Origin of the sequence: Undibacterium sp. RTI2.2 (genome assembly GCF_035018705.1) — a bacterium.
Lineage (GTDB): Bacteria > Pseudomonadota > Gammaproteobacteria > Burkholderiales > Burkholderiaceae_D > Undibacterium.
This window is the reverse complement of sequence record NZ_JASJXN010000001.1, coordinates 66,208-78,712: the sequence shown is the minus strand read 5'-3', so window position 1 is coordinate 78,712 and position 12,505 is coordinate 66,208. Positions and strand designations below refer to the sequence as shown.

The 12,505-nt window shown below is 48.0% G+C and carries 10 protein-coding genes; 8 read left to right on the top strand and 2 right to left on the bottom strand.

The features are described 5' to 3' along the window. Window positions 1-90: 90 nt before the first annotated feature. Entirely contained in the window at window positions 91-1,953 is a 1,863-nt protein-coding gene (gene ilvD, locus QN395_RS00305) for a dihydroxy-acid dehydratase (RefSeq protein WP_322119466.1), read from the bottom strand. A 269-nt stretch (window positions 1,954-2,222) separates the two neighbouring features. Here ilvD and QN395_RS00300 point away from each other — a divergent pair, with 269 nt between their 5' ends. The 4 genes from QN395_RS00300 (at window position 2,223) to QN395_RS00285 (ending at window position 6,330) form a co-directional block, all read left to right on the top strand. Then, on the top strand, window positions 2,223-2,639 hold the full coding sequence (locus QN395_RS00300) for a DUF393 domain-containing protein (RefSeq protein WP_322119467.1): 417 nt from the start codon (window positions 2,223-2,225) through the stop codon (window positions 2,637-2,639). Window position 2,640: 1 nt separating this feature from the next. After that, window positions 2,641-3,039, top strand: coding sequence for a DUF2237 domain-containing protein (locus QN395_RS00295; RefSeq protein ID WP_322119468.1), 399 nt, complete (start codon window positions 2,641-2,643; stop codon window positions 3,037-3,039). A gap of 141 nt (window positions 3,040-3,180) precedes the next feature. Then, complete coding sequence (locus QN395_RS00290) at window positions 3,181-4,083, top strand: 5'-nucleotidase (protein ID WP_322119469.1); 903 nt, start codon at window positions 3,181-3,183, stop codon at window positions 4,081-4,083. A 672-nt stretch (window positions 4,084-4,755) separates the two neighbouring features. Beyond that, entirely contained in the window at window positions 4,756-6,330 is a 1,575-nt protein-coding gene (locus tag QN395_RS00285) for a methyl-accepting chemotaxis protein (protein ID WP_322119470.1), read from the top strand. A gap of 219 nt (window positions 6,331-6,549) precedes the next feature. Here QN395_RS00285 and QN395_RS00280 read toward each other — a convergent pair whose 3' ends face one another. Then, window positions 6,550-8,862 (bottom strand): NADP-dependent malic enzyme, encoded by a 2,313-nt coding sequence (locus tag QN395_RS00280; protein ID WP_322119471.1) that lies wholly within the window; start codon window positions 8,860-8,862, stop codon window positions 6,550-6,552. A gap of 467 nt (window positions 8,863-9,329) precedes the next feature. Here QN395_RS00280 and QN395_RS00275 point away from each other — a divergent pair, with 467 nt between their 5' ends. The 4 genes from QN395_RS00275 (at window position 9,330) to QN395_RS00260 (ending at window position 12,421) form a co-directional block, all read left to right on the top strand. Further along, window positions 9,330-9,809: a rubrerythrin family protein gene (locus QN395_RS00275; RefSeq protein WP_322119472.1), complete on the top strand. Its 480-nt coding sequence runs from the start codon at window positions 9,330-9,332 to the stop codon at window positions 9,807-9,809. 75 nt (window positions 9,810-9,884) lie between these two features. Next, window positions 9,885-10,049 (top strand): rubredoxin, encoded by a 165-nt coding sequence (locus tag QN395_RS00270; protein WP_322119473.1) that lies wholly within the window; start codon window positions 9,885-9,887, stop codon window positions 10,047-10,049. Window position 10,050: 1 nt separating this feature from the next. Further along, window positions 10,051-11,253 carry an FAD-dependent oxidoreductase gene (locus tag QN395_RS00265; protein ID WP_322119474.1) on the top strand — a complete coding sequence of 401 codons (1,203 nt, stop codon included), beginning with the start codon at window positions 10,051-10,053 and terminating at the stop codon, window positions 11,251-11,253. A gap of 760 nt (window positions 11,254-12,013) precedes the next feature. Continuing rightward, window positions 12,014-12,421, top strand: a complete 408-nt coding sequence (locus QN395_RS00260; protein ID WP_322119475.1) for a VOC family protein — start codon at window positions 12,014-12,016, stop codon at window positions 12,419-12,421. The last annotated feature ends 84 nt before the right edge of the window (window positions 12,422-12,505 follow it).

Genomic DNA, 12,505 nt, shown 5'->3' with positions numbered 1-12,505 from the left:
TAAGACAGTCGTTCTCAGTTCAAACCAGAACCAACACTGATTATTTACAAACAACGACTGTTCCGTTCCTCAAAACCGCCCCTCAAAAATCTATTTCTTCAATTGCGACAAATCACGCACAGCGCCACGATCTGCTGAGGTCGTGAGTGCTGCATAAGCTTGCAATGCTTGCGATACATAACGATCACGATTGACTGGCAACCATGCTGCATCGCCTTTGGCTTCCATCGCAGCGCGACGCGAGGCCAGTGCGGCATCGCTGATACGCAGATTGATGCGACGCTCAGGAATGTCGATATCAATCATGTCGCCCTCTTCCACCAGACCAATCGCACCACCTTCTGCTGCTTCTGGCGAGGCATGACCAATTACCAGACCTGAGGAGCCGCCGGAAAACCGGCCATCGGTGAATAAGGCGCAGACCTTGCCCAGACCTTTTGATTTGATGTATGACGTGGGGTACAGCATCTCTTGCATGCCTGGGCCGCCTTTTGGACCTTCGTAACGGATGATGACAACATCGCCTTCATGTACCGTATCGCCCATGATGGCGTCCACCGCCGCGTCCTGGCTTTCAAACACCCGCGCTTTGCCGCTGAACTTGAGGATACTTTCATCCACGCCTGCGGTCTTTACGATACAACCTTTTTCAGCCAGATTGCCGTACAAAACAGCGAGGCCGCCATCTTGCGAATACGCGTGGGCTTTATCGCGAATACAACCTGTGCTACGGTCGGTGTCCAATGACGCGAAGCGTTCAGATTGCGAGAACGCTGTTTGTGTCGGCACACCACCGGGAGCCGCGCGGAATAACTGATGCACCGCCGGATCTTGGGTGCAGATGATGTCGTTATTGGCAATCGCATCGCCCATGGTTTTGCTGTGGATGGTTGGTAAGCTGGTATCGAGCAAACCGCCACGCGCCAGCTCACCGAGGATACCGATAATGCCACCGGCACGATGCACATCTTCGATATGGTACTTATCCGTCATCGGTGCAACTTTGCACAGACACGGAACTTTGCGCGAGATACGGTCGATGTCTGCCATGCTAAATTCAACACCGGCCTCATGTGCAGCAGCCAGCAAATGCAATACCGTGTTAGTCGAACCTCCCATCGAAACATCGAGTGCCATCGCGTTTTCAAACGCAGCTTTGGTCGCGATATTGCGTGGCAGTACAGAGGCATCGTCTTGCTCGTAATAGCGTTTGGCGATATCGACAATCAGACGACCTGCACGCAAGAATAATTCTTTGCGATCAGAGTGGGTGGCGAGGATCGTGCCGTTGCCCGGCAGTGCCAAGCCCAAAGCTTCTGTCAGACAGTTCATGGAATTGGCGGTGAACATGCCAGAGCAAGAACCGCAGGTCGGGCAAGCAGAGCGCTCAATCTCGGCTACATCGGCATCACTCACGCTACTGTCGCCCGCTTTGATCATGGCATCGACCAGATCAAGCTTGATGATTTTTTGTGTCCCATTAACGACTTTGATCACCTTGCCGGCTTCCATCGGGCCACCGGAGACAAACACCACCGGAATATTGACCCGCATCGCCGCCATCAACATACCCGGTGTGATTTTGTCGCAGTTCGAAATACACACCATCGCGTCGGCGCAATGTGCATTCACCATGTACTCGACAGAATCCGCGATCAGATCACGCGATGGCAGCGAGTACAGCATTCCTCCGTGCCCCATTGCGATACCGTCGTCCACTGCAATCGTGTTGAACTCTTTTGCTACGCCACCCGCAGCCTCGATCTCACGCGCGACCAGTTGCCCCAGGTCTTTTAAATGCACATGACCCGGCACAAACTGGGTAAAAGAATTCACCACGGCGATGATAGGTTTATCGAAATCGCCGTCCTTCATGCCAGTAGCGCGCCACAGTGCGCGGGCGCCAGCCATGTTGCGGCCGTGAGTTGTAGTGCGTGAACGATATTGCGGCATGATGTATCTCCCAAAAATAATATGCCTAGCGTGCGCTTTGCCTATCTTTATGTCAAATAGGGGTTTTAGGCGATATTAGGTCGAATCAGATATCAATTAGATTGGAAAATCTCATTTCAAAACACTAGATCCCCAAAAAATGGTTCCGTAATGTCAGCCAAAATAATATCTGATGAGCACTAACTCTACGAACTAAATCCACAAATAACCTCAATACCAGTCTTGCGCTATGCTGTTTGCTTCCAAAGTAATCGCAACAGGAATTCGACGTGCAAACACTGACTATTTTTTATGACGGCGCATGCCCTTTATGCCTTGCAGAGATTGTGCTGCTACGGTCTAAAAATCAACGCGACTTGCTCCGGTTTGTCGATATCGCTGATCAGCATTATCAGTCTGATCGCTACCAGATTAGTTGTGAGCAAGCGATGGCGCAGATACATGGGCGGCTGGAAGGCGATGGCAAAGATACTGTGACACTTATCGGTGTGGACGTATTTGCGGCAGCCTACCAACGCACGGACTTAAAACTACTGGCGTGGATTTACACACGCCCTTGGTTGCGCCCTATACTCGTTCTCTCTTATCGTTTTTTTGCAAAATACCGTCATACCATCTCTCGTTTATTCGGGCCGGCAATGTTATCGTGGGCAAAAAAACGTACCCAAACGAAAGTAACTGACTGATATGGCAAACTCCAACTCCTCGTCAACACCTGCTCTGAATGTCTTCGGACAGCCCCTCGTTCCATGCTCATTTGATCCGCTGACAGGTTTTTTCCGTGACGGCTGCTGCAAGACCAATGAGGAAGATGTCGGTACACACATTGTTTGCGCGATCATGACGGCAACGTTTTTAGCGTTCAGTAAAAGCCGTGGAAATGATTTAAGTACGCCACGACTGGAATGGAATTTCCCTGGTCTGCAACCTGGCGATCAATGGTGCCTATGTGCCAATCGCTGGCTGGAAGCATTGGCTGAAGGCGTTGCGCCACTGGTTGTTTTAGAAAGCACTAACGCCAATATGCTCAAGCTAGTCGAGTTAGAAGTCCTGCAACAATTTGATAGCCGGATCGGGCTGGAATAATGACCGTCTGGACGCAGATTCTGAGCCGTTCGTAGCGACAACCTTCGTTGTCTTCATGCATCAGAATTTTGTACGCTGTCCTCACTCGCTTTATTCATTCGTTTTCAACTTCAATCCACTATCGCTCAGATCAACCACAACATGGCTTTTTCTCTCGACAATCTGTTAGTCATCGGCATCTCTTCCCGCGCACTGTTTGATCTGGAAGTAGAAGAAGCCATCTTCCAAAACGAGGGGTTGGCGGTTTATCGCCAGCACCAACTCGCGCATGAAAATACGATACTTAAGCCCGGAGCCGGTTTTGCGCTGGTCAAAGCGCTGCTACATCTGAATACTCTGACGCCGAGTCATAGACTGGTCGAGGTTGTCATCATGTCGCGTAATTCTTCAGAGACCTCATTGCGGATTTTTAATTCCATTAAACACTATGGGTTAGATATCTCGCGTGCCGCCTTGGTCGGCGGAGCGTCCTTATCGCCGTATTTGCAGGCATTCAATCTCAGCTTGTTTTTGTCCTTGCATGAGGATGATGTGCAGGCAGCGATTAATTCGGGAGTCGCAGCAGCCTTGCTGTATCGCATGCCAGATAACCCGCAACAAGAACTGGATCAGATCCGTATAGCCTTCGATGGCGACGCCGTGATTTTCTCGGATGAGTCTGAACGAATTTTTCAGGAACAAGGCATCGAGGCATTTGAGCAACACGAACGCGACAATGCCAGCAAACCCTTACCGGAAGGCCCGTTTGCCCGCCTGCTGGTCGCCCTATCCTACTTGCAAAATAATTTTAAAACGCCCGATGGTAGAGCCTTTCCTCTACGCACTGCGCTAGTAACAGCGCGCTCATCACCAGCCCATGAACGCGTCATCCGTACCCTACGCGCCTGGAACATCGCCATCGACGAAACCTTCTTTATGGGTGGCGTGCATAAATCAGCCGTACTCGCTGCGTTTAAGCCACATATGTTTTTTGATGATCAACCGGGACATTGCGAGCGCGCCTCCAGCGTCGTTGCGACCGGGCGCGTGCCGATCAAACAATAGGTCAGCGTTTGGGGAGCTGCGTCATCGCTGAATAAGTCTTCCGCAAAATTGCGACTGCAGCATTGCAACGCCTTGCCGGAATAATTTTGCATCCGTGCCACGAAAAGGAATTACATATACTCCCCAACTATTTTTAAAAAAATAGGCTTATTGTCCAATTAATATATGGACACTTATTTATACATAGTGGGAGTATCAAAAATATCAGAGATAAATTCGCGTGCATTGAGTCAAGTCAGATCTCTAATTCAATCCCAATAATTCGAACAGCGGAGCAACTATCGCGTCCGGTTTTGCAAGCTGATACTCAGGCCAACATAGCGATGAGCCGTATTTTTCAAGAGTTGGGCACCTTGCCCATCCTAGTGTTTGTTCAGAACCCCACAAATATGACGTGCACATTTCAAACGTTGCGCTGACGCTACAAATATTAGCAAAACAAAAATTGCCTTCAATGACTTGTTAGGCATAAGATCAAACTGCAATCACAACAACATCTAATCTCAATGTCCGTGGTCTTGATCATGATGCTGATTAAGGATAATTCTGCATTCACTGTTAGCGTCAAAAACGACGCGATAGCACCGTATTCCTGCTCCATTCGGCATTCGTTCTCCGTTACTTCAATTCGCTATCCTGCGTCGTTACTCCACCATCTTGATGGGAAAAAATATGAATTTTTTCGCTAATATGAAAATCGGTAAGCGTCTTGGTTTAGGATTTGCGCTGATCTTGCTATTTATGATGGTCTTATTAGTCATCAGTATCTGGCAGATATCTAAGGTCGCCACCACCACAGAAAATATTTTAAAAACGCCACTCACCAAAGAGCGTGTCGTCTCTGACTGGTATAGGACAATCCGCACCAGCGTGATTCGCACAACCGCAATTGCAAAAAGCACGGACAGCAATCTAAGCGCGTTTTTTGCCAATGATGCAACCGCAGCCAGCAAAGTATCTACCGAGTTACAAAAAACCTTGGAAGGTTTATTAAGCTCGGATGAAGAGAAAAAATTATTTAACGAACTGAGTATCACGCGCAAAAAATACATCATCGCGCGCGATGCCATTGCCAAAGCAAAAGTAGATGGGCAAGTGGATGAAGCTAATCAAATGTTAGAAAAAGACTTCACTCCTGCCGCAAAAAGTTATCTGGATTTATTACAGCAACTACTCGATATGCAACGCACAACGATCAATCAGATGGCAGACAGTGTTCAGCAAATTGAGGATCAAAGTCGTAATATTTTAATCAGCTTGGGTAGCGTTTTATTTGTCCTTGGATGGTTGCTTGCCTGGCGTCTTGCGGTCGGCATTACTAGACCACTCAGTCAGGCGGTGGATATTGCCGAGACCATAGCCTCGGGTGATCTGACCTCACACATTGAGTCCGGCGCACGTGATGAGACGGGTCAGTTACTCAGATCACTTCAGGCGATGAACGATAACTTACTCAAAATTGTAAGTCAGGTCAGAGCAGGTACTGACACCATTGCCAATGCCTCGGCAGAAATCGCCACTGGCAACCTCGACTTATCCAACCGCACTGAACAACAGGCAGGATCATTAGAAGAAACGGCCTCAACAATAGAAGAACTCACAGCAACCGTCAGACACAACGCGGAGAGTGCGCGTCAGGCAAATCAGTTAGCCGTATCTGCATCTGATATTGCAGTACAGGGCGGCATGGTGGTTGATCAAGTCGTTGAGCGCATGGGCTCGATTAACGAATCTTCCAAAAAAATTGTGGACATCATCAGCGTGATTGATAGCATCGCTTTCCAGACCAATATTCTGGCGCTGAACGCTGCGGTAGAAGCGGCTCGTGCAGGTGAGCAAGGACGCGGCTTTGCGGTGGTTGCCTCCGAGGTGCGTAATCTGGCACAAAGAAGCGCAAGTGCCGCCAAAGAGATTAAAACCTTGATTGATGATTCGGTAGAAAAAGTCGATAACGGTAGCAAGCTGGTAGAAAAAGCTGGTGCTACCATGGTAGAAATTGTCGCCAGCGTCAAACGCGTAGTGACGATCGTGGGCGAGATTACCTTAGCAGGACAAGAGCAAAGTTCTGGCATCCAGCAAGTGAATGATGCGATAGTCCAGATGGATGAAGCTACTCAGCAAAATGCGGCCTTAGTAGAACAGGCAGCAGCAGCGGCGCAATCACTGCAAGATCAGGCGGCTAATCTGGCCAACGTCGTACATCAATTCAAACTCAATGATAATCAACAATTGAGGCTAATCAATTGAATCTTTCTGTCGCTGAATTAGTCACTGCATACGTGTACGGGAATGACAAAAATTCGACGAAAATTCGACGAAAAGGCGACAAAAAAGCGACAAAAAATGCAAACGAATAGATCAATAAAAAAAGCCGGGCATCTACAAAAGATGTCCGGCTTTTTTATTTTGGGAGCGACCTGATTTAAATAACTCGCCTCAAGTTTTTACACCATCCAGCATACTAAATTAACGCTGCGCTACCGCATCCACCACGCACAAGGCTGTCATATTCACGATACGGCGTACCGTCGCTGATGGCGTCAGAATATGGACTGGCCTAGCGCAACCCAACAAAATCGGACCGATCGCAATGTTGTTACCAGCGGTAGTTTTGAGCAAGTTATAAGAAATATTGGCTGCATCAATATTTGGCATCACCAGCAAATTAGCATCACCACTGAGCGTCGTATTTGGCATCATTTTTTTACGATAGGCTGAGTCCAACGCGGTATCGCCATGCATCTCGCCATCGATTTCCAGATCTGGCGCATCACGCTGAATGATCGCTAATGCCGCCCGCATTTTTTGTGCGGATTCGCTATTGCTAGAACCAAAATTAGAATGCGATAACAGAGCAGCTTTTGGTAATAATCCAAAACGACGCATTTCTTCTGCCGCCAGAATAGTAATCTCTGCGATTTGCTCTGCAGTTGGATTTTCATTCACATGCGTATCCACCAAAACCACCTGACGGTCTGGCAAAATTAGGCAGTTCATCGCCGCATTTACTTTGACGCCTTCCCGTTTGCCTAATACCTCGTTGATATATTTCAGGTGCAAATTAGTGGTGCCAAATGTGCCGCAAATCATGCCATCGGCATCGCCCTTGTGGATCATCATTGCGCCGATCAAGCTGTGGCGGCGACGCATTTCTAACTTAGCATATTGCTCGGTCACGCCTTTGCGGCAAGTGATCTCATGATACGACTGCCAGTAGTCGCGGTAACGTGGATCAAACTCAGGATTGATGACTTCAAAATCGACGCCGGCTTTTAAACGCAGACCAAATTTTTCGATACGCTGATCCAGAATATTCGGGCGTCCAACCAAAATCGGCTTAGCCAATTTTTCATCCACAATCACTTGCACCGCGCGCAGTACACGCTCTTCTTCGCCTTCGGCATAGACAATACGTTTGCGCTCGTCCGGTGCTTTTTTCGCCACCTGGAATAGCGGCTTCATAAAGGTACCGCTGTGGTACACAAACTGCTGCAACTTGTCGGCATAAGCCTGCATGTCTTTGATCGGACGCGCTGCCACGCCAGACTCTTCTGCCGCCTTGGCAACCGCAGGTGCGATCTTGATCATCAAGCGCGGATCAAACGGTTTAGGGATCAGATACTCTGGACCAAACGATAAATTGCTGATGCCGTAAGCAGAAGCGACGACGTCAGATTGCTCTGCCTGCGCCAGCTCTGCAATGGCATGGACGACCGCGATTTCCATCTCACGCGTAATCGTCGTTGCGCCGCAATCTAAGGCACCGCGGAAGATGTATGGGAAGCACAACACGTTGTTAACTTGATTGGGGAAATCAGAACGCCCAGTTGCCATAATGGCGTCATCACGGACGGCTTTCACTTCCTCAGGCAAAATCTCTGGCGTTGGATTTGCCAGAGCAAAAATCAACGGTCTGTCCGCCATCGCTTTAACCATGTCTTGCTTGAGCACTCCAGCGGCAGACAAACCGAGGAAAATATCGGCACCAGGAATCACTTCTTTCAAACTACGGGCGCTGGTTTCTTGCGCGAAGCGTTCTTTGTCCGGGTCCATCAATTCGGCACGGCCTTTGTAGACGACACCAGCCAGATCCGTGACAAAAATATTTTCTAACGGGAAGCCAAGATCAACGATCAGATCCAGACAAGCCAGCGCCGCAGCCCCTGCGCCAGAAACTACCAGTTTACAGTTTTTGATATCTTTACCGACGACTTTCAGACCATTTAAAATCGCCGCGCCAACAATGATCGCGGTACCGTGCTGATCATCATGGAAGACCGGAATCTTCATGCGGTCACGCAATTTACGCTCGATATAAAAACATTCCGGCGCTTTGATATCTTCTAGATTAATCCCGCCAAAGGTCGGCTCCAGCGAGGCGATGATATCGACTAATTTGTCAGGATCAAGCTCATTGATTTCGATATCGAAGACATCAATACCGGCAAATTTTTTGAACAGAACGCCCTTCCCTTCCATCACTGGCTTGGATGCCAGCGGTCCAATATTGCCTAAACCCAAGACGGCAGTACCGTTTGTGATCACGCCAACCAGATTACCGCGGGCCGTGTATTTAAAGGCATTGGCTGGGTCAGCGACGATTTCTTCACAGGGCGAGGCAACACCTGGAGAGTAGGCCAACGCCAGATCGCGCTGATTTGTCAATTGTTTAGTGGGAGTAACGCTGATTTTGCCCGGGGTTGGAAACTCATGGTATTCCAGCGCAGCCTGGCGCAATTGTTGACGCATTAGTTCTTTTTGATCTACTGACGAATCCATGCTTTGTTGCCTCTCTTATTGTTTATTTACTGCAATCTGTCGGTTGGTCTGTGATTTTAGCAGAGGGAATACTCTAACTTTATACGTATTTGTACGACTCTCATGACTTTTACGCATAACTTAATGCGTTTTTTTATGCTGAGCTAGTAAAAATCTAGGGAGGCCAGTTGAATTTCAAGCGGGATTTAAAGCTAGGCTCAATCCTGGATTTCATTCAAATCTTAGCTAAAATAAAAGTAAACCCAAAACACTATAGCAATTAACTATCAAATAGAAAGAAACAATCAATTTCCCAAATTGATTAATATTTTCTATCATTCGTTTCAGATTGATAGCAATCAAAAGCAAACCAGCCTTGATCGCGGAAATATCCGAACAGACATCGGAAGAAACAGCCGAAGAAACAGCCGAAGCAACATCCATTGCAATTTACATTCGTAGTATCGATTTTCATCCAGGAGAGCCAAATGAGTAATGTAGCCAACCCATCCGTCACCATCCAAAACCTCGAAGCCGCATTTGCAGGCGAGTCGATGGCCCATATTAAATATCGCTATTTCGCTAAACTGGCACGCGCTGCTGGTGCAGAAGATATCGCACTTGCATTTGAAACCACTGCAGAGCAAGAGATCATGCACGCATTTGGTCACCTTGATTTGCTGTACCCTAAAGATCAATTGACGCCAGAAAAATCCTTAGAAATCGCCATCGAAGGCGAAACCTATGAATATACTGAGATGTATCCAAAATTCCGCCACTTAGCGATAGAAGAAGGCAATCACGCTGCCGTTGCGGAATACGACGAACAAATCGCAGAATCCAAAGTCCACGCAGAACAATTCAAGCGGACTTTAGAAATTGCGGCAAAACGTTTCGCCGCATTGGCTAAGGTAGAGGAACGCCATGCCAATCACTATCGCGCCGTATTAGCAGCAGCCCAAGCTTAATTTTATCGTCGCCATATTGATCTATATAGTGATCTATAACGTCATCTATTTACCTTTTTAAGAATTGAGAATTGTATGAAAACATATCAATGTGTTGTTTGCGGTTTTATCTATGATGAGTCAGTAGGTATGCCAGAAGATGGCATCGCTGCCGGCACCCTTTGGGACGACATCCCAGCCGACTGGGAATGCCCGGATTGTGGCGTCGCCAAGGCTGACTTCGACATGGTAGCGATCTAAGATGAATCCTATCGTCATCATCGGTACCGGCTTAGCTGGCTACAGCGTGGCTCGTGAATTCCGCAAGCTGGACAAAACAACGCCTCTGCTAATCATCACAGCCGATGATGGCGGTTTTTATTCCAAACCTATGCTGTCCAACGCGTTTGCGCAAAACAAGCAAGCCAGGGATTTGATCAGCCAGAGTGCGGAACAAATGGCGGCGCAAGTCAGCGCCACTTTGCTGACTAAAATGACGGTCGATCATATCGATACAGCAGCAAAAACAGTCGTCACTAAAGCCGGTAAATTTGAGTACAGTCAGCTCGTCATCGCATTAGGTGCTCAGGCAATCCGCTTGCCAATTGCGGGCAATGCCGCCCACCAAGTACTGTCGGTCAACAACATTACTGACTACACCGCATTGCGGGACAAAATGACCAGTAAAGGCGAGAAAGCCAGCGTCGTGATTTTGGGTGCAGGTTTAATCGGCTGTGAATTTGCCGATGATTTGGCCAGTGCGGGGCATGCCGTCACTCTGGTTGACCCCAATGTGTTGCCGTTAGCAGCACTAGCACCGCAAGCAATTTCAGAAGGTTTACAAACGGCATTACTGCAACGCGGTATCCGTTTAGAACTAGGGACTACCGCCAGTAGCGTGGATGCCTTAGTAACTAATATGGCGGAGAGCGATGCCTTGCAAGTTAGCCTGGCAAATGGCAAGCAAATTCAGGCAGATATTGTCTTATCCGCAGTCGGACTACGCCCGGACTTGCGTCTGGCAAGCGCCTCTAATATCAACACCGATCGCGGGATTTTGATTGATGTGTATGGATTGACCAGCGCTGACAACGTATTTGCACTAGGCGATTGTGCTCAGTACAGCATGGGCAACGGGGTACAGCAAGTATTGCCCTATATTGCGCCCATCATGACAGCCGCCCGCGCGATTGCCCGCAGCCTGACCGGTGAGTCGACCAGCATCGACCTGAAACCAGCGCCAGTGATCGTCAAAACTCCGAGCTACCCCGTTGCACTAATTCCACCTGCACCGCATGCAGTTGCAAATGGACGCTGGGAAACGGAGAAAGAAGAAGCTACGACGATTAGCCGTTTCTACGATTCCGGCAACCGACTCTCTGGCTTCGGCGTTGCGCCGCAAGACAATAAGCTGAGAACGCGTTTGCTGGCAGAACTGGCTGCTGTGAATGCGCCTGCGGTATAAAGTGTTTGATTGAGTATTTAATTGTCTGTTTAGCTTAAAGCGAAGGACTGAGGCGACAAAGGATCATCCCTTTAAGAGTCACCTCGTAAAAAATCCCCGATACGTCGGGGATTTTTTTGGTCGATACACTTGTTTTATGCAAGTCTCAAAGTATCTTCATTCAACCTAGAAAGGGCAGTTGGACGAGTCTGAGTGTGCATTTTTTCGGTTTCCCAGCAAGGCGAGACGAGGCGCAAGCTTCACCTTGCAACGAGGAGCAACGCCGCTGGGGAGCCGAAAATGTGGGCAATCAGATTCGTAGCGTTCTCGCCAAAACGGTGATGGTGAAAACACTGACATGATTCAATTGAATCAAATACTTAATTACACTGATGAGCGGTCAACTGCCGTTTCTAGGTTCAATATACTCCCCTTTATTTTTATCAAAAATATCTTAAAGACCAGCATTCCTATGGACGATTAAAATATACCTACCCCCAGTATTATTTAAAGACTGAGTATTCTTCAAACTTATTGTCCGCAGTTATTACCAAAAATTTCAGAAGCTACACTGTTAATGTCGAAGATTATTGCCAAACATCTACGTCGCATATCGATTTATTAGCCTCCACTTTTGCCACCGTTTTTGCAACAGCGTTGGCTAACAAGGAACTTACTTTCAAATAGCTACTCCTAGCTGCGCCTGATGTATGATTCAAAGTCGCTGCATTTGCGTCGTAGCCATCCGAAAAAAACCACAATCCATCGCAAGGAGACCATCATGCAAATCAATACCTACCTCAGCTTTAATGGCAATTGTGAAACCGCTTTCCAATTTTATGAACAGCATTTAGGCGGCAAAATAGGGATGATCCACCGGTATGGCGAATCACCGATGGCAGATCAGTGTCCGCCATCCGCTGCCCAGCTAATCATGCATATGCGGATGGAATTAAATGGTCAAACCTTGATGGGCTCGGATTCGATGTCAGACCACGCTTATGAGGGTATTAAGGGCGTTAATTTATCGATCGGTGTTGATGATGTGGCTGAGGCTGAGCGACTGTTTGCTGCGCTATCGATCAATGCACAAAAAATCATCATGCCTTTGGATAAAACATTTTGGGCGGCGCGCTTTGGCATGCTGATAGATCAGTTTGGCGTGCCTTGGATGGTCAACTGCGAATAAGTATTTTGTGGCGACGGACACCATAGCGCCACTGCATAGTCTATTTTCCTTAGCTATTTTTTAGCTGTTTTTATTTAAGCTTTC